The organism is Collinsella aerofaciens, assembly GCF_020709435.1.
Lineage (GTDB): Bacteria > Actinomycetota > Coriobacteriia > Coriobacteriales > Coriobacteriaceae > Collinsella > Collinsella aerofaciens_AU.
Window position 1 is genome coordinate 39,458 of the sequence record NZ_JAJFDP010000009.1, and the last position, 17,193, is coordinate 56,650.

A 17,193-nucleotide genomic window follows, 5' to 3' on the forward strand; every position below is an offset into this window, starting at 1 on the left:
ATCCTCCCATTTTCTCAAACTCGGCTACTACCTTGGGTGTTTAGCATTATCTGTCTGCCACACCCGAATCAACAAGAAAACAAAAGCCGCGCGCTCTTTCGAGCACGCGGCTTTTAACATACACATGGCTTAAGGGGTCGGGGTGTGAGCCGCGTAGGGACACACCCCTCAAGCTAGAGCCTTACCAGATGCTCGGCCAGAGACCAAGCGGGCCAGCGCCCAGGATGCCGAGGACGAAGAGCAGCAGAATGCCCTTGGTCGGGGTCCAGCTGTGCTTAGCGAACATGTAGTAAAGCAGAAGCGTAAGCATAAGCGGGACGAGCTTCGGGACGATGGTGTTGAGGGTGTCGGCAACAGAGAAGTTGACCGGATCCTCGGTAACGGTGCCGTAGGTAACGGACTCCATGCCGTTGCCCAGATCGGTGACGCCGCACTCGACAGCGTTGCCGTCGGCATCGGAAGCGGTGAGGGCGTTGCCGTCCTCATCGGTCATGGCGATGGTACCGGCCTCAGCGGTCTCGGTATCGATGCCCTCCATACCGGTGAAGTTCTCGGCCTCCTTCTCGGAGACGATCACGGTAGTGGCGGAGAGGCCACGGGTGGTGCCGTTGGGGATCTGGAGGTTGATCTGGGTGCCACCCATGGTGACGACCAGGCAACCGACGACGAAGACGCCCATGATGGAAGCGGCACGCGTGAAGGCCTGCATGTTGGCGGTCAGAGCGTCAATAGCGCTGGTGCCAAGCTTGTAGGACCAGTTCATGAGCCAGAAGCGCAGAGCGAACTGGACGGCGTTGAAGATCACCAGGAAGATGATCGGCGCAGCGGCGTTGCCGTTGATGGCCATGTTGGAGGTGATGCCGGCCGTGATAGGCACGAGCGTCAGCCAGAACAGGGCGTCACCGATACCACCGAGCGGGCCCATTGCGGCGACGCGGACGGCGCGGATCGTGGGGATGTCAACCTTGTTCTGCTCGAGCGAAAGCACGATGCCCATAACAAAGGTGACGAGGAACGGATGGGTGTTGAAGAACTCCAGGTTATGGCTCATGGAAGCCGCGAGGTCGTTCTTGTTGGTGTGGATCTTCTCCAGACCGGGGATGATGGAGTAAAGCCAGCCAGCGGCCTGCATGCGCTCGTAGTTGAACGATGCCTGCAGGAAGCAGGAGCGCCAAGCCATCTTGTTGAGGGTCTTCTGGTCGAGCTGCGGAGCAGGAGTGAGATCCTCGTAGTGCTCCGGGATCACATACTCATTAGATGCCATCTTCGAAGTCACCTCCGTCAGAAACAGCTGCACCCTTCAGCTCGGTCTGCTGCTGGAAGTCCCAGAAAGCGATGCCGAAGCCGATGAGAGCGAGGATGAGCAGAGCAGGGGTTGCCAGCGAATCGTTGGCAACGGTGATGAGCGCGAGGCCAAAGCCCATGAGGAAGAAGCCCCACATATCGCGGTTCATCATTACCTTGAGCAGGACGGCGAAGCCGACGAAGCGCATCATGCCGCCTGCAGCGGACAGACCGGTCTGCAGCCAAGTCGGGATGGCGGAAGCGATGGTCTGACCGATGGTAGCGCCAGCGATGAAGAACAGGGTGACGACGACAGCGAAGATCAGGCCGAGCAGAGCCATGGCGAAGTAGTTCAGGCGCTCGATGCCCTTGGTGTCCGCGTTGTGAGCCATGTTATCGGCCGTGGACATAAGCGGGGACATAAGCGTGAAGACCAGGGTAACGCCAAGCTGGCCAAGCAGAGCGAACGGAATGGCGAGGCCGACTGCCGCGTTGGGCTCGAGGCCCGTGGCGATAGCGAGAATGGCTGCCATGATGCCGCCGATGACGGCGTTAGGCGGCTGAGCGCCTCCGATCGGCATGTTGCCGATCGTCATGAGCTGATAGGTACCACCCACGAGAAGACCGGTGTTGAGGTCGCCAAGGATAAGACCGATGACGGCGCCGGTGACGATGGGCTGATAGAGAGACTCGAGGAAGTCAAACTGGTCGATTGCCGCGATGAACGTAACAACGAAGACCAGAGCGATCTGGATGATCGAGTATTCCATCTTGCTCCTCCTTTCAAAATGTATGTACGCACTTTGGATATCACGTACAGAACGTCAGGGTTTCACTCCTGACAACGTGGATCACGAGGATTACGAGAAGAGCTTGCTCGTGTCCTCAACAGGCGTGCTCGGAACGCGCCTGATCTCCAACTCCACCCCCAATTCCTGCAGCTCTTTAAACGCAGCGACATCCTCGTCGTTAACTGCGACGGAGGTGGCGACTTGGCGCTTTCCTTCCGACATGTGCATGTTGCCGATGTTTACCTTCTTTATAGGCACACCGCCCTTGACGAGCGTAAGCACGTCTTCCGGTGTTTCGGCCACGATGAAGATCTTCTGGCGCGGGCTCGCCTTGCCAATGACGTCGATGGTCTTCTGCAGGGAGAAGAAACGCGTAGCGACGCCGGCGGGAGCGGCCATCTTCATGAGGTTCTGGCGCATGGTGTTGGACGCCACGTCGTCGTTGGCGACGAGGATGAGGTTGGAGCCCAGAGTGGAGTTCCACTGGGTGGCAACCTGACCATGAACCAGTCGGTTATCGATGCGGGTAAGAAGAATGTTGGGTTCTGCCATGTTGATCAGCTTCCTTTCGATATTTGCTGACGACAGTTACTTGATCTCCTGAATCGCGTAACGCGAAACATCTACGACGGCTCCGGATCGGACTTTGATCTGGACCTTCTCGCCTTCGATGCCTTTGACGGTTCCGTAGATACCGCCGGCGAAAAGAACCTCCTGACCCGGCTTGAGCTCGGTGTGCAGCTCCTTGAAGTACTTCTGCTTCTTCTTCATGTTGATTTGCGACCAGATGGTGTAAATCAAGCCCATGATGACAAGCAGGCCTAAAAGGGCGACTGAGGAGCTCAGGACGTTGGCTCCGAAATCGGCCATTAGATGCCGTCCTCGTCGCCGAAGATATCCTCTTCCTCGGAGCCGGCAACGGATGCGACCGTCTGGGCGGTGATGCCCGTCTGGCCAACGGTCACGGCCTGCTCGCCAAGCTCGGCGAGCGTGGCATTGCCGCGGAGGAACAGAAGCTCAATAACCATGGGAAGGTTGGTGCCAGTCAGAACCTCGACGTTGTCGACATCCTGGGCAATCATCATCGACTGGTTGAACGGGGTACCACCGAGCAAGTCGGTAAAGACGAGCACGCCATCGCACTCCTCGCGCATGGCGGTAATAGCGGCGCGGAGATCTTCACCGTAGGATGCGGCCTGGTCGCCCTCAAAAGGAACGACGGTAAAAGCAGGCTGGTCGCCGGCAACCATAGCGATAGCGCTTGCAAGGCCGGGTGCGAACTGTCCATGACCGGTAAGAATAAAGCCAACCATTCAAATTTCCCTTCCGAAGGTGTGTACGATCTGAGTCCGATGATTTTCGGAAGCCAGCGGGCGCTCGCCCTTAAAGCTTCTTAGAAAGCGTTCTTTGAAGACCAGTGGTTTCTAAACTGGTAGTAACCACGTGACGTGTTGTTGTCACTATATCACCCCAGAAGAGGTCGCTTTCGTTGATTCATACGGTAAAACGTTTTTGCACCGCTCACGGTGATAAATCGACCGTTTACCGGTCGTTAACACTTCTACCTGCGGTTTTGAAACCGTTTCGAAATGCTTTGGCAAAAAATCGGATCTTTTCCTGTGTCTAAACAACGCAGGGCGGCTAAAAATAGCGTGAAGAAAAATTGCAGGTCATTGTGAAGATATGTGAATTGGTCTTTTTGACTTAATACCAGTTAGAACCAGTTTTGAGATTATCGGTGAACGGTAGTTTTCGACCGTTCACCGGTTACTTGCAATCGTTTGCAGTTGTTTTCCCAGATGAATTAGGGGAACCCGATGGAGCGCTTGTGCGGGCGCGAGGCCTATCCTATTGATTTCGGCAACAAAAAGCCCGCTAGAACGTTGTCCGTTCTAGCGGGCTCAATCAGGTAGATCGGTTAGCGCGCAGTAGTGCAGGCAAACCTTACGCAAACAGGCCGTAGATGCTGATGTTGGCCTTGGCGTAGAGGCCGTTCGCATACTCGGTCCACTTGGAGCTGGCGCTCGAAGCCTGCGAGGAATACTGCTGGTAGGCGGTGTAATAGGCGGTCATGGCTTGCTTATAGGTAGCGCTATCGGCCGTAAAGGCATCGTCAGCGAAGGCCTTGGCATAGGTGCTGTCGGCATCCTTCCAGGTGCCCTTCTCGCTATCCCACTCGTCACCGGCAAGGTTGATGATGTAATCGGCGTAGTCCTTGCTCGCGGTCTCCTCGTTGCCGTCAGCAGGCTCGGTCGGGGCGGTCGGCATGCTTGCGGAGCTATCGCCCACCTTCTTCTTGTAGAGCTTCTGCAGCGTCGCGGACTGGCGGACGATCTGCTTGGCCTGGTCCTTGGACACGCCGTACTGCGTGGCCATGGTCTTGTAGTCGGAGGTGCCGATGGAATCCTCGGCATACTGCTTCATTTCCTTGGAAGAGACGGTAATGCCCTCGTCCTCGGCAGCGTCCAGCAGGATCTTGTTGCGCACGTAGGACAGGATGACGTCGGCAGAGGGAGCGGTGTAGTTGCCATCGCCATCCTTGACGGTATCGAGGCTGTACTGGCTCTCGATGGCCTCGCGCGCGGTGATGTCACTCTTCTTGCCGTTGTAGCTGTAGCTTGCCACGGTCGAATCGAGCTGGTCCTCGGTGAGGGTCGCCGAGCCGACACCCTTGCCGCCAAAACCACCGTTGCCGATAAAGAAGCCGACCACAGCAGCGATCACGATAGCGACCACAAAGGCAGCAATCATCGTCTTCTTGTGCTTGGATGCATGGTCGTCCGCGTCGGAGTCGTCGTCCTCGTCCTGTTCCTCGGGCATGAGGTTCTCGTCGGCGGCATCTGCGGCAATCTGAGCCTCCAGGCGAGCGTCCTCCTCCTCGGCCGTCGTACCGGCAGCAATGTGCTCGGCAGACGTACCGGCGACCAGATCGATCTTCTCGTCCTCGTCACCGTCGGGGCCTTCGCCGCGCTCGATGATCTGGATGCCGTCGATCTCGTCCTTCTCGTCCTTCTTTTGAATCAGACCCATATCAGTTACTCCTTGTTAGGAAACATAGTCCGCAATAGAATACGCCCGACAGAGCGCCGGGCGTATTGATTCTCAGGTTATACGCAAACACTTAAGTACTATTTAGGCGTTTGCAGCGTGCATACCTTAGGCCAGGTGCGCGATAACGGCATCGGCAAAGGCCTGCGTGCCCACAGCGCCCTCAACGGAGCCGGTCTGGGCACGACGAACGTCGCCGGTAACCTGCTCACCCTCGTCGAGCGTGGCAGAAACGGCGGCGCGAATGCGATTGGCCGCGTCGTTCTCGCCCAGGTGATCGAGCATCATGGCCGCAGACAGAATCTCGGCCGTGGGGTTAGCGATATCCTGGCCAGCGATATCGGGCGCGGAGCCGTGCGTCGCCTCGAAGATGGCGCAGTCGGCACCGATGTTGGAACCCGGAGCCATACCCAGTCCACCTACCAGGCCGGCGCACAGGTCGCTCACGATGTCACCGTACAGGTTGGGCAGCACCAGGACATCGAAGTCGTTGGGGTTCTGGACCAGGCCCATGCAGGTGGCGTCGACAATCTTATCGTTGAACTCGATATCGGGATAGTTGGCGGCCACCTCGCGCGCAACGCGCAGGAACAGGCCATCGGTCGCCTTCATGATGTTGGCCTTGTGCACGGCCGTCACCTTTTTGCGGCCGCAGCGGCGGGCGTACTCAAAGGCGTACTCCACAATGCGGCGGCTCTTGGCGATGGAAATCGGCTTAATTGAGATGGCGGAATCCGCGGCGAAGGTCCTCTGGCCCGAGCGCTCGACGAGCTGCGAGAGCTCCTCGACCTCGGCAGCGCCCTCATCGAACTCGATGCCGGCGTAGAGGTCCTCGGTGTTCTCGCGCACGATGACCAGGTCGACGTCGCGGAAGCGCGAGCCGTCGCCCGGCTGCGACAGGCAGGGGCGCACGCAGGCATACAGGTCGAAGTGCTTGCGCAGGGCCACGTTGACGCTGCGGAAACCCGTACCGACCGGCGTGGTGATGGGGCCCTTGATGGCAACCTTGGTCTCGGCGACCGCATCGAGCACGTGCTGGGGCAGTGGCGTGCCAAACTCGTCCATGACGCCGGCACCGGCCTCCTGGACGTTCCAGTTGATCTGGACACCGGTGGCCTCGACCACGCGGCGCATGGCCTGCGTAATCTCGGGACCGATACCGTCACCGGGGATCAGGACTACATCGTGCGCCATAATCTGTTACTCCTCGTCTTCGGCGTCGTCAGATTTTTTAACGCTAGCACGCTTCTTCTTTTTGGAGAGATCCAGGCCAAAACGTTTAACAAGCATTTCGCAAATCTCACTCGAACGGGCCTTGAGATAGCTGCCCTTGCCGTTCTCGGCATCGAACTTAAGGCGCAGCGCGAGCTTCTCGGCGACCTCGGCGTCGATCTCGCCCTGGCCAAACTCGTACAGGCAACCGAGCATGTCGCGATACTCGAGGTCGCCGTGATAGCACTGGATGGCCTCGTCCAGGATGGGCCAAGCCTCGCGCGAACGCTCGACGCTCGTGGCACCCCACACGCACAGCAGGCGGAAGGCGGCATAGCGCAGCGTGGACGAAATCTCGTCGAACAGCGCGGTCTCGGCGCCCTCAAAGGCATCGCCCAGCTGCTCGGGGCAGGTGGTGGCGAGCGCCGCCAGGGCATCGAGGGCCTCCCAGCGGGTCTGAGCCTCGGGGCGGTCGAGCGCCTCGATCAGCGCGGGCACGCAGGGCACGACGCGCTGCGGATCGCGCTCGGCAAGCAGGTGCAGCACGCGGGCGGCAAACTGACGAATGCGGCGCGTGGGGCAGCCGAGCTCCTTGACCAGGCGGTCGACGGCGTTCTCGTTCTCCTCTGCCAGCTGAAGCTGTGCCAGCTCCTCGTCGGTGAGCTGTTCTTCCTTGTTTTCTGCCATAGTTACCTCTTCTTACTATTTCTTAGCGTGCTTGCCAGCACCCTTGCTGTCATCGGTGACCGAGATGAGCTGTCGGTCGGCCGCGCCATTGCGACGCGCACGGCGGCGTTCCTCGGCGTCGCCCGCGTCGGCGGCGGCGCGGTGAGCCTTGTTGACGTTAAAGACCTCGTCGTGCTTGCGCCACGGACCGACGGACTCGCCAAAGCTCATCTTAAGGCCGGCGATAAAGCCGCCGAGCCAGCCGATCGGCGCAAACTGCACCAGCGGGAACAGCGAAAACACCCAGGTTAGCAGGACGACTGCCGCCGCGCCTACAAAATTGGCGATCCAGTAGTCGCGTTTGGTGATGACGCGCTTTTCGCACGCCCACTGGCCGCACAAAAAGCCGATGTAGATCGCAAAGAGAAAGAGCACCAGCGCAAGCACCACGAACGTCCAGCTCATGGTCGCTACTCCTCGTGATGGTGGCCGCAGCAGCACTCGTGGCCGTCGTCATGGCCGTGGCCGCCGCAGCACTCGTGGTCCTCGCCGTGATGGTGGCCGCAACCGCACTCGTGGTCGTCGCCGTGCTCGCCGCAACCGCAGCCTTCCTCGTGAGCACCGTGCTCCTCGGGACGATACTGCGACCAGTCCAGACCGGCGGCGATGGCGTCGGCCTCCTCCTTGTAGAGTACCGTGATGGCCTGGGTGCCCAGCTTGGCGCCGCCAATGGCGTCGAGCATGTCGTAGAGCGTAAAGGCCACGTCGGCGCCGGGCAGCGCAAGCTCGCGATCGTCGGCATAGGCGAGCGCCAAGCGCAGGTCCTTGATGAAGTGCTCGACCATAAAGCCGGGCTTGTAGTCGCCGTCGAGCGCTTTGGGGGCCAGGCTCTCCATGGCGCCGGACTTGCCGGTGCCGCCCAGGATCATCTGGCGGGTCTTCTCCAGGTCAAGGCCGCTCAGCTCGGCAAATGCCATGGCGTCTGCCATGCCAACCATGCAGGCGCCCAGCGACACCTGGTTGGCGAGCTTGGCAGCCTGGCCCTTGCCGGCGCCGTCAAAGCAGCAGATGGTTGCCGCAAAGGTGGAAAGGATATCGCGGACCGGGGCGATGTCGTTCTCGGTAGCGCCCACGATAGCCGTGAGCGTGCCGGCGATAGCACCCGACTCGCCGCCGGTGACGGGGCAGTCAAACGCCATGCGACCGGAGACCTGGGCGGCCTCGGCAATGTCACGGGCGAGCTCGGGCGAGCTCGTGGTGAGGTCGATCAAGACCGCGCCCGGCTTGGTGCACGCGAGCAGGCCGTCGCCCGCCAGGTAGAGCTCCTCGACCTCGGAGGGATAGCCCACCATGGTAAAGACGACATCGGCGTTCGCCGCGGCATCGGCCGGCGTATCTGCCCAGACGGCGCCGCGCCCGATAAGCGCTGCGGCCTTGGACTTGGTGCGGCTGTTGACCGTGACGGGATAGCCGGCGTCCAAGATGTGGCCGGCGATGGGGGCACCCATGATTCCGGTGCCGATGAATGCGACGGAGAGCTTGTTTGCCATGAAACCTTTCCTTTTGGGTTGGGTGTTGTTACCAGGTTAAAATACTCGGTGCCAGCGTTTGGGCTGTGAGTTGAGGGCACTTGCAGCCGCAGCGCCTACCTACTCGCCTCGCACACGGCGCGCGATGCGGTCGGAAAGCGAGGCTTTCTCGGCACGATTCTTGCCCCAAAACGCGCAGGCCACCATGCCGGGGCCCACGTGCGAGCCAATGGTGGGACCCACAGAGCTGCGAATAATCGTGACGTCGGCGCAGCCTTCCTCCTTGCGGATGGCGGCCTCGAGCCAGTCGCCGTCCTTTTCGGCATCGGCCGTCATGATGGCGATGGGCATGGTGCGGTCGGGCACGTAGTTCTCGCGGAACGACTTGAGGATGGACTTGAGCGCCTTCTTGCGGCCGCGGTTGACGCCGATCAGCGACAGCGAGCCGGCCAGGTCGTAGGACAGCTCGGGTTTGACATCGAGCTTTGCCGTGAGCTGTGCCGCCGCGGGCGGAATGCGGCCGCCGGCAGCCAGTGCGTCGAAGCTCTCGAGCGTAAAGTAGCCGTGGACGTAGGTCTTTGCCTCGTTTGCCCAGTCGACCAGCTGCTTGGCGGTGAGTCCCGCCGAGCGTTGACGGACAGCCTCGAGCGCCAAGAGCGCGCCGGTCGCGCAAGGCAAAGCGTTGTCGACCACGTACAGCTCAAAATCGGGATACTCGGCGCGCACGGCATCTGCCGCCTGGCACGCGGAGTTGTAGCTCGACGACAGCGCCGAGGTAAAGCACAGGTAGACCGTGGGCGTGCCTTCTTTGGCGCACTCGGTAAAGAACTCGATATAGCGACCGAGCGACACAGCCGAGGTGGACACGCGGGCACCGGCGCGCATGCGGTCGTAGAACTCCTTAGGGCTCATGCTCGACCAGATATCGTCCGTGCGCTCCTCGCCATCGATAATGAAGGGGAAGCCCAAGATATCGACATCGAGGTTCGCGGCGACCTCGGGGCTAAAGTCGCAGCAGGTATCGACGACGATGCGGCAGCGGTCAGAATGGCCGGTAGATGCAGCCTTGTCCATCAAAGCGACTCCTTACGTAAAAAAGGCGGCCATCCGCATGGGATGACCGCCGGCCGTTAACTCATGCAAGTTAACGTATTTTACTCGTCAAGTGTTTCGATGCGGGGCTTGATGATGCCATATCCACCATTCTTACGGTGATACACCACATTGATGAGGCCAGTCGTCGCGTTCTCGAACACGTAGAAGTCGTGGCCGAGCAGATCGGTCTGCACCAGCGCCTGCTCCTCAGTCATCGGGGTGACATCAATGACCTTCTCACGGACGAGCAGGTCGTCCTCCTCCTCGGGCAGCAGCAGGTCGGCCAGATCCTCAACGCGCTCGACCGGTGCGACATCCGCGGCGCTGGCACCGCCCTGGCGGTTGTCCACAACCTTGGTCTTGAACTTGCGCAGCTGGCGGGTGACCTTATCGGCGGAGAGGTCGATGGCGGCGTACATATCTGCACCGTGCTCGGCAACGCGAATCACCGAACCGCGGGCACGAACCGTAACCTCGACGATTGCCGGGTTGGGGTTCGAGGGGTTCTTCTCATAGCGAAGTACAACGTCGACCGTCATGGGCTCGATATCGAAAACCTTGAGCGCCTCGCCGATCTTCTCATCCACATGCGCACGCAGAGCATCGGTTACCGTCGTCTTGCGTCCAGAAACCTTGATATCCATACGTGGCTCCAATCTGCCTCGGGGACTTACTGTACTGGCTATGTACCCATTGCCGTGCATTTAATCACGCGGATTCCTAAAGACCCGAATAACGATTGCTTGATACCGCATACCGAAGTCTCGTACTTTTCCATGGCAAAGTGCGCTATAGGAGGGAGCCCACAGATTTGTATTTGGTCTCGAAAATTGGCTTTGACCTGCTGGTTTTATAGGGATGAAAAAGCCGGGCTCCCCTATTGGGGAAACCCGGCAGTGCGTGTTGAAACCGTGAAGAGGTGTCCTTTCCAACGTATAGGAGACACCACCCCTAGCAATAACTAGCTATTGAGTTTGTTAATGTCGTCGTCGGTGATGGCGCCTTCCTGGCTGGACGATTTGTCCTCGGAGGATGCGGTCTCATTGTCGGAATCGGAGGACTCGCTGCCGGAGGACGTGGTCTCACTGGACTCAGAGTCGCCCGGCTGCACGTTAGCGCCCGAAACCGTCTTAGTGGTGAGGTCGTAGGGCATCGTGCCATACCAGACAGAGTGAACCGCCTCGAGCGTGCCGTCGGCCGTAATACCGTCGAGGACATCGCTCACGGCACGGCACAGTTCGTCATTGGACGAGAGGCCCGCAACACCAAGCGTCGAGGGCGCCTCGAGCGCACCGGCATAGGAGACCTCGCTCATCAGGCGTGCAAGGTAGCCGCCGGCCGTGGAGTCGCAGATCACATAGTCGACCTCGCCGGACTCGAGCGCCTCAAAGCACTCGTTGATGTTGGAGTAGGTCTTTTGGTTGGCGGTGATGCTCTGCTTAGCAAGCGCCTCCTGCGAGGCCGAGGACGTCTGAACGCCCAGGGTGGACGTGTTAAGGGTATCGGTGGAAACGCTTAGCGACCCACCATCGCTAGTTTTACCGAACACGGAAGTGGCATCGTACAGGCAGGTGCCGAGCGAGCTAATGTCCCCGTCCGTGGAGTTAATCTCGCCGATAAAGATATCGGCCTTTTTGTCGCCGAGCGCGGAATCTGCCGAAGACGCATCGACAAAGGCGACCTTAAGGCCCATGCGGCTTGCGAGAGCGCGGGCGGCGTCAACCGCATACCCCGTGAGCTCGCCGTCGGCGTCCTGCATGGCCTGCGGCGCATCGGAAGTATCGAGGGCGACCGTCAGGGTTCCGGGAGTGACCAAGGCATCGTCCGACACCGCCGGCGTGACGGTCTCGTACTCGATCTGGTCGATCGTGGGAGTCGTGAACGTAGACAGCGGGTTGAACGCGCATCCGCTCAGGCCCAAAACGGCAATGACCGCTGCGGTCCCAGCACCCAACCGAGCCGCGTGCATCAAGCTGCCCCTCACCATGTCCACTACCCCGCCTTCTGTGTCGTATACAATCCGTGCGTTGCGCGGAATATCAGGTTGTTCCCACCAGCTGACCTGGTATTTGACCCCACACTTGCGCACCGGGGTGTTTGCTCGGGAGGCCGCAGCCACCTTCACGACTGACCCGCTCGCCCGCGAGGCGGTATTGCCCCAAAGAAAGTAGAACGGACGGTGCGGCTTACATCTAGGACGCGCCATGATCGCGCCGCGCGCACGCGGTCGCTTACGTGGATCCCTTTGACCGCGTCTGTCTTGGACTAGGACGGGCATTTCGTCCGTCCGCAACCACAGCCTGGTAGGAACGAAGCGCATTATAGCTAAGTTCAAGCTAAAGTTTAAGGTTAGGGGCGTTATTCGCATCGCGAGTACAGATTTCGCAGGTCAGGACGGGCCGCACGCGCTCTGATTAAGCCCGTCGCTCCCCTATGGAAAGCCCCAACACACCCGTCTTAGGGCGCCGTGGCCAAAAAATAGCAAATATGAGTACTGTTACCAATTTAGTAGCAGGAGTTTTTGGCTCTGCAAGCTGTTTTCACGCTCTATAACGTCAGATTGATGCCAGGATATTCCACATTTGTTTAATAATTTTCTAATTTACGCCATCTTCCAGTCCCAAAATCCCTGATTTTGCTGTTACTGAATTTGTAGCAGTACTCATATTTGCTATATTTTGGCCAAAGCATATATCCAACCCCCTGTTTCAGAGCATTGTTAGGCGGGTTTAAGCCCAAAACACGCCCGCAACGTGTTAAATAGCGCCTCTTGTTTCTTTCTGCGAGCGTCAACACGGTTGCGATATCGCTTACTCATGCGCTGGTGGATGCGCCATGCGAGCGCTTCCATCGCTTCCATGTCGCAGAGCATTTCGTTGTTAACCGTCGCGACCTCGATTCCCATAGTAATCAAGCCCGTGTTGCGTTTTTCATCATGGATACGTCCCCTCCGGGAGGAATGGCCCAGCTCACCGTTGTATTCCAGGTCAAACTGGGCTGCTTCCTGATACGCATCGCAAACTGCATGCGGCATCCCCGAGATTGCCTGCGCACGGTCATCGAACTCGATCTTGTAGTCGGTCTTAAAGGGACCGCAGGCAAATCCGCCATAGGAAAACGGAAGCGAAAACAGAGCGAGCATGATGCACTCCATGGGCGAGCGCAGATTTTCTGACAGGTAGGGACACAGGCGCAGCAGCTGTTTGGCCACATTCCCCTTGCATGCCGCGAGGTAATCTACCAGGCAATCGGGTGTCAGCACGGACTCGACCTCAAAGTAACCGACATCTGGCGGCTGGTCTTTGTCCTTTGCCAATTTGTTCACGACAGGCGATGTGTAGGGAGGTAGATACTGCCCGCGGTCACTCAGCGAAATCTTAGAGCACAGCTCCTGGGCCAGGGCAAATGCCTGGATACAGCCGACCTCGCGGGCGACGGCAACACAAAGGGCCTCGGGAGATAGACTGTACACCCCTGGTTCCACCTCTAGAATCGAGCCGGCGGGCAACCCAGAGCATACGGACCAGCCCACGCCAGGCATGCGGCGGCGCTGCGCCGCAGATCCCACCAGCAAGCAAAGATCTTCTTGCACCTCGCCGCTTGCGGCCCCAATCCGCACCAAGTCGGGAAGATAGATGTCCTCGATCGAGGGCGACGACGCGCGCAGCACACGGCACTCTTCATCGGGATCGAGGTCCCTCCAGCTGATGTAACCCATTTGTCGGCGCTCGGCGCGCATCATGCGTAGCGCCGAGGCGCCCGTCAGAATTACGGAAGCAGCCAGCTGCTCGCTTGCAGGCTTGCCACGCTGCCCGATCTTTATTGCCATCTGAACCACCCCTACCAAACGCGTGCGATAGCGAGGCCATCAACGGCCGTGGCACCGGCGCGCTTGAGTTCCGCCGAAGCCGCTGCCATCGTCGCACCCGTGGTGATAACGTCGTCGATAAGCAGCAGGCGGCGGCCGTGCACGTCCTCAACCGTCTCGTACATACCTCGGGCACGCTCGCGGCGCTCCTCACGACCGAGTTCGCGCTGGTCGCCATGCCCGTACTTGACGAGAGCATCGAGCAGAGGAACGCCCGACAGCTCGCAAAATGGGCGCGCAATAGCCTCCATATGATCAAAACCACGCCGCCGAAACGCTGCCGCCGTCGCAGGCACAAACACCACCGCATCCGCACCGGAAAGCACGCCTCCGTAGCGATCGGGAGCTACGACCTGGGCATGCAGGGCGGTGTCGTAGAGCAGCTCCGCCAGATACGGAGCCAGACGTCGCTCGCCCGCATCCTTGTACGCTTTAATGATGCGCGGCAGCGGATGCGCATAGACGGCGCACGCCAGGCAGCGGTCGAGCGCCTCCGCCATTGCCGAAGACGTGCCCTCGACCGAACACTCAGTGCACAGCAAATCCCCAAACGGGGCGCCACATCGGGTGCAGCTATGACGTGGGTCGATGAGCGTGAGCGCGGCCAGGCAGTCTTGGCAAATAAGCGCACCGGCGCGCTCGCAGCCGGTACATCGTGTTGGCGACAATGCCTCGAGTGCCTCGTACGTCGCGCGCTCGGCAAACGGTAGCAATTCGTCCGCAAACGGTAGGGCACCGGCACTCTGCAGACGGCTCAATATGTTCAGATGGCTCTTCAAGACACAACCCTCCCTACGCTCGATCGCAGGGAGGGTTGTTGATTCGGCGCTATGATACCCCGATGCGCTCGGGGCAAGGCGGGTTAAATCCGCTCGCGGGCGTTATTCGCCGGCGGGCGGTTGTGGTGCGGACGAAGACGGGGTCGAGCCCTCGCCACCATCCTGGCGCGGCTTGCGGGAACGACGACGGCGACGGCGCTTTTGACCCTGGTCGGCCGAGCCCTCGCCACCGCGATTCTCGCGCGGCTCGCGCTCGTCGCGAGCGGCGCCACGCGAAGCCTTGGCAGCCGCTCCCCCGCCATCCCCGGGACGACGGCGCGTGACCTTGACCTCGCCATCCGAGACCTGATCGGCCACGGAGGGCACTGAGGGCTTCTGTTGCGCGCCCGAGGAATGGCGACGGCGCGGACGCGGCGCGCGCTCCTCCTCGCCACGTGACTTGCCGCTCTTGTCGACAGGCGCATCGGAGGCCGAGGCGCCCTTGGAAGCGGCACCGGCCTCGCGAGCAGCTGCGGCGCGGAAGGCGTCCTCGCGCTCCTCGCTCGACAGATGACGGCGGCGGCGACGTGTGGGGTTCATGCCGCCGCCGCGATTCTGCTGCTGGGGCTGCTGAACCTCGCGCTCGCGAGAGGCGCTCTTGCCCGCGGCTGCAACCTCGGTAGCATCGCCCGAGCCCGCGCGCTTGCGACGGCGACGGCCATCGGCCGCCCCCTCGGCCTCAGGTGTCTCGGCCTTACCGCGGCCTTTTCCGCGGCCACGGCCCTCGCCCTGGCCCTGACCGGCGCGAGCATCGGATTCGGCATCGCGACGACGGCGCTTGGGCATCGATATGCCCGCCAGGCGATCGGCGTTCGACAGGCCATCGCCCACGTCGACGCCGTTCTCGCGGTCGAGCTCCATGAGCGCCAGGCGCATCTCGGGCGACTCGATGCGCTCGAGCACGTCGCGCGTCACGCAGTCGGGACGGCAGTTGCAACCCTGCTCGGCTGCCTTCTTTTTGCAGCCCTCCGAGCAGGTCATATCGGCCAGGTTGACCTTAAAGACCTTGCCGTTCTCCAGGCGCAGCACCAGCTGCTCGCGCGGCGTGTCATATTCTTGGATACGCGCCTTGCCAAGCGGCGTATCGATAAGCGTCTTCTTTTTGGGCGCGCGGCTCTTAAAGTCCTTATACGCCTCGAACTCGTAGCGCAGGCAGCACATCAGACGGCCGCATACACCGCTGATCTTGGACGAGTTAAGCGGCAGGTCCTGCTCTTTTGCCATGCGGATCGAGACAGGCTCAAACTGTCCGCCAAAGCGCGTGCAGCAGAGCTCCTGGCCGCACTGGGCATAGCCGCCCACCAAACGGGTCTCGTCGCGCACGCCGATCTGGCGCATGTCGACGCGAATGTGCAGCGCCGAGGAAAGGTCCTTGACGAGCTGACGAAAATCGACGCGCTCCTCGGCCGCAAAATAGAACACGGCCTTCTCGCCGCCAAACAGGTACTCGACGCCGACCGGCTTCATCTCGAGGTCGAGCTCCTTGACCAGGCGACGGAAATCGACCATGGCCTCGTCACCCTGGATGGCCAGATCATCGGCAAGCTGCAGGTCGATGTCGCTCGCCACGCGCAGCACGGGCTTGAGCGGCTGGCCGATCTCGTCCTGCGGCACCTCGAAGGGGTCTGCCGTGACCAGGCCAATCTCGGTTCCGCGCTCGGTGGAGCAGATAGCATAATCGGCCTCGAGGATATCCAGATCCTGCGGGTCGAACCACAGGTCGCGCGAGGCGTAGGTAAACTTAACGGGTACGACTAACGGCATTTCAGTGCCTTCCTGATATCGAACAGCATGACCTCGATGGCCAGCTGGGGAGTAACGTTTCTGGCGATGTTGCGCTCGGCGGTCGCGACCGCTTCGAGCGCCTGAGTGGCACCCGCAACATTGGTCGCGGCGGCAAGCCGACCGATCGTGTCGCGCACATCCTCGTTCACGACGTCGGCCGCCTCATCCTGAAGCGTCAGCAGCACGTCGCGCATGAGCGTCCGCGCGCTCGCCAGCACTTCCATGATACCCGAACGCTCGCGCGCGTTGAGTTCGCGCTTGTTGCGGTCCTCAAGCTGCTTCAATGCTCCACGCGACAGGTAGTCGGCATTTTGCTCGAGCACCTTTTCCTGCGTGGACTTGACCTCGGCGAGCGGCGCCTTGACGGTGACGATAAGCGACTTGGCGCGGCTGAGCACGTCGGCCTCGTCGGCGGCAATGAGTGAGTCGATGGCACGAACCATCTGACGGCGGGCGTCCTGGCGCTCGGCACTCTTAAGGAACTCGATACCGCGTGTGGGGCTGCCCGCCACGGCGACGGCCATGCGACAACGCGCGATGTCCTGACCGGTGGCGCGGCTCACGGCCTGCGCGGCCGCGGTGGGCGACACCAGCCGAAACGGCACACACTGGCAGCGGCTCACGATGGTGGGCAGCATCACGTCTGCCGAGGTGCCCAGCAGGATGAACATGACGCCCTCGGGCGGCTCCTCGAGCGTTTTGAGCAGCGCGTTGGCGGTGTTGGCGCGCAGCTGCTCGGCACGGTCGATGATGTAGACCTTGGCCTTGGCACGGATGGGCGCCAGGGGCACGTCGTCGAGTAGCTCGCGCGTCTGGGCGATGAGGTAACCCGTGGCGCTCTCGGGCGTGTAATAGTGCACGTCGGGGTGCGTGTGCCGCGCAACGCGCACGCAGCTGTCGCATGCGCCGCAGCCGTCCTGCTCGCACAGGAAGGCCTGGGCGAGCGCCCACGCGGCGTCGAGCTTGCCCGCGCCGGGCGCGCCCAAAAACAGGTAGGCGTGCGATGCGCGACCGCTGGCGACGGCATTGGTCAAAAAGTCGCGCACGCGCTCTTGGGTGTCGAGCTTGGCCAGCAGACTTGCCTGAGCGGGGGCCAT

Annotated in this window: 17 protein-coding genes; all 17 read right to left on the reverse strand. The window is 60.8% G+C overall.

The window, feature by feature from the left end; all coding sequences use genetic code 11:
• Nucleotides 1-181: 181 nt before the first annotated feature.
• Nucleotides 182-1,264, reverse strand: coding sequence for a PTS system mannose/fructose/sorbose family transporter subunit IID (locus tag LK493_RS06765; RefSeq protein WP_227790534.1), 1,083 nt, complete (start codon nucleotides 1,262-1,264; stop codon nucleotides 182-184).
• Nucleotides 1,254-2,054: a PTS mannose/fructose/sorbose/N-acetylgalactosamine transporter subunit IIC gene (locus LK493_RS06770; RefSeq protein WP_022094610.1), complete on the reverse strand. Its 801-nt coding sequence runs from the start codon at nucleotides 2,052-2,054 to the stop codon at nucleotides 1,254-1,256. Before LK493_RS06770 ends, LK493_RS06765 begins: the two co-directional genes overlap by 11 nt.
• 90 nt (nucleotides 2,055-2,144) lie before the next feature.
• Nucleotides 2,145-2,627: a PTS N-acetylgalactosamine transporter subunit IIB gene (gene agaV, locus LK493_RS06775; RefSeq protein ID WP_022094611.1), complete on the reverse strand. Its 483-nt coding sequence runs from the start codon at nucleotides 2,625-2,627 to the stop codon at nucleotides 2,145-2,147.
• 36 nt (nucleotides 2,628-2,663) lie between these two features.
• Nucleotides 2,664-2,945, reverse strand: coding sequence for a preprotein translocase subunit YajC (gene yajC, locus LK493_RS06780; protein ID WP_022094612.1), 282 nt, complete (start codon nucleotides 2,943-2,945; stop codon nucleotides 2,664-2,666).
• Nucleotides 2,945-3,388 carry a PTS sugar transporter subunit IIA domain-containing protein gene (locus LK493_RS06785; protein WP_055310428.1) on the reverse strand — a complete coding sequence of 148 codons (444 nt, stop codon included), beginning with the start codon at nucleotides 3,386-3,388 and terminating at the stop codon, nucleotides 2,945-2,947. Before LK493_RS06785 ends, yajC begins: the two co-directional genes overlap by 1 nt.
• Nucleotides 3,389-4,019: 631 nt before the next feature.
• Entirely contained in the window at nucleotides 4,020-5,105 is a 1,086-nt protein-coding gene (locus LK493_RS06790; protein WP_227790535.1) for a hypothetical protein, read from the reverse strand.
• Between the two features lie 126 nt (nucleotides 5,106-5,231).
• Nucleotides 5,232-6,317: an isocitrate/isopropylmalate dehydrogenase family protein gene (locus LK493_RS06795; protein WP_227790536.1), complete on the reverse strand. Its 1,086-nt coding sequence runs from the start codon at nucleotides 6,315-6,317 to the stop codon at nucleotides 5,232-5,234.
• A 6-nt stretch (nucleotides 6,318-6,323) separates the two neighbouring features.
• On the reverse strand, nucleotides 6,324-7,022 hold the full coding sequence (locus LK493_RS06800; protein WP_006236252.1) for a hypothetical protein: 699 nt from the start codon (nucleotides 7,020-7,022) through the stop codon (nucleotides 6,324-6,326).
• Between the two features lie 15 nt (nucleotides 7,023-7,037).
• Nucleotides 7,038-7,466, reverse strand: a complete 429-nt coding sequence (locus LK493_RS06805) for a hypothetical protein (RefSeq protein ID WP_227790537.1) — start codon at nucleotides 7,464-7,466, stop codon at nucleotides 7,038-7,040.
• A gap of 5 nt (nucleotides 7,467-7,471) precedes the next feature.
• Nucleotides 7,472-8,551: an NAD(P)-dependent oxidoreductase gene (locus tag LK493_RS06810; RefSeq protein ID WP_227790538.1), complete on the reverse strand. Its 1,080-nt coding sequence runs from the start codon at nucleotides 8,549-8,551 to the stop codon at nucleotides 7,472-7,474.
• Nucleotides 8,552-8,650: 99 nt separating this feature from the next.
• Nucleotides 8,651-9,604, reverse strand: a complete 954-nt coding sequence (locus LK493_RS06815; protein WP_055310423.1) for a DegV family protein — start codon at nucleotides 9,602-9,604, stop codon at nucleotides 8,651-8,653.
• An 80-nt stretch (nucleotides 9,605-9,684) separates the two neighbouring features.
• Nucleotides 9,685-10,269 (reverse strand): ribosome hibernation-promoting factor, HPF/YfiA family, encoded by a 585-nt coding sequence (gene hpf, locus LK493_RS06820; RefSeq protein WP_035137685.1) that lies wholly within the window; start codon nucleotides 10,267-10,269, stop codon nucleotides 9,685-9,687.
• A gap of 317 nt (nucleotides 10,270-10,586) precedes the next feature.
• Entirely contained in the window at nucleotides 10,587-11,612 is a 1,026-nt protein-coding gene (locus tag LK493_RS06825; RefSeq protein ID WP_227790560.1) for a substrate-binding periplasmic protein, read from the reverse strand.
• A 732-nt stretch (nucleotides 11,613-12,344) separates the two neighbouring features.
• Nucleotides 12,345-13,454, reverse strand: a complete 1,110-nt coding sequence (locus tag LK493_RS06830; protein WP_227790539.1) for a hypothetical protein — start codon at nucleotides 13,452-13,454, stop codon at nucleotides 12,345-12,347.
• Nucleotides 13,455-13,465: 11 nt separating this feature from the next.
• Nucleotides 13,466-14,272, reverse strand: a complete 807-nt coding sequence (locus LK493_RS06835; protein ID WP_227790540.1) for a ComF family protein — start codon at nucleotides 14,270-14,272, stop codon at nucleotides 13,466-13,468.
• Nucleotides 14,273-14,374: 102 nt separating this feature from the next.
• Nucleotides 14,375-16,075 carry a PSP1 domain-containing protein gene (locus LK493_RS06840; protein ID WP_227790541.1) on the reverse strand — a complete coding sequence of 567 codons (1,701 nt, stop codon included), beginning with the start codon at nucleotides 16,073-16,075 and terminating at the stop codon, nucleotides 14,375-14,377.
• Entirely contained in the window at nucleotides 16,066-17,193 is a 1,128-nt protein-coding gene (locus tag LK493_RS06845; RefSeq protein WP_227790542.1) for a DNA polymerase III subunit, read from the reverse strand. Before LK493_RS06845 ends, LK493_RS06840 begins: the two co-directional genes overlap by 10 nt.

Coding starts and splice junctions, on each gene's coding strand:
- LK493_RS06805 (WP_227790537.1), bottom strand. CDS start 7,466: ATGAGCTGGACGTTCGTGGTGCTTGCGCTGGTGCTCTTTCTCTTTGCG.
- LK493_RS06840 (WP_227790541.1), bottom strand. CDS start 16,075: ATGCCGTTAGTCGTACCCGTTAAGTTTACCTACGCCTCGCGCGACCTG.
- agaV (WP_022094611.1), bottom strand. CDS start 2,627: ATGGCAGAACCCAACATTCTTCTTACCCGCATCGATAACCGACTGGTT.
- LK493_RS06845 (WP_227790542.1), bottom strand. CDS start 17,193: ATGGCCCCCGCTCAGGCAAGTCTGCTGGCCAAGCTCGACACCCAAGAG.
- LK493_RS06800 (WP_006236252.1), bottom strand. CDS start 7,022: ATGGCAGAAAACAAGGAAGAACAGCTCACCGACGAGGAGCTGGCACAG.
- LK493_RS06825 (WP_227790560.1), bottom strand. CDS start 11,612: ATGGTGAGGGGCAGCTTGATGCACGCGGCTCGGTTGGGTGCTGGGACC.
- LK493_RS06815 (WP_055310423.1), bottom strand. CDS start 9,604: ATGGACAAGGCTGCATCTACCGGCCATTCTGACCGCTGCCGCATCGTC.
- hpf (WP_035137685.1), bottom strand. CDS start 10,269: ATGGATATCAAGGTTTCTGGACGCAAGACGACGGTAACCGATGCTCTG.
- LK493_RS06810 (WP_227790538.1), bottom strand. CDS start 8,551: ATGGCAAACAAGCTCTCCGTCGCATTCATCGGCACCGGAATCATGGGT.
- LK493_RS06785 (WP_055310428.1), bottom strand. CDS start 3,388: ATGGTTGGCTTTATTCTTACCGGTCATGGACAGTTCGCACCCGGCCTT.
- yajC (WP_022094612.1), bottom strand. CDS start 2,945: ATGGCCGATTTCGGAGCCAACGTCCTGAGCTCCTCAGTCGCCCTTTTA.
- LK493_RS06830 (WP_227790539.1), bottom strand. CDS start 13,454: ATGGCAATAAAGATCGGGCAGCGTGGCAAGCCTGCAAGCGAGCAGCTG.
- LK493_RS06790 (WP_227790535.1), bottom strand. CDS start 5,105: ATGGGTCTGATTCAAAAGAAGGACGAGAAGGACGAGATCGACGGCATC.
- LK493_RS06765 (WP_227790534.1), bottom strand. CDS start 1,264: ATGGCATCTAATGAGTATGTGATCCCGGAGCACTACGAGGATCTCACT.
- LK493_RS06795 (WP_227790536.1), bottom strand. CDS start 6,317: ATGGCGCACGATGTAGTCCTGATCCCCGGTGACGGTATCGGTCCCGAG.
- LK493_RS06770 (WP_022094610.1), bottom strand. CDS start 2,054: ATGGAATACTCGATCATCCAGATCGCTCTGGTCTTCGTTGTTACGTTC.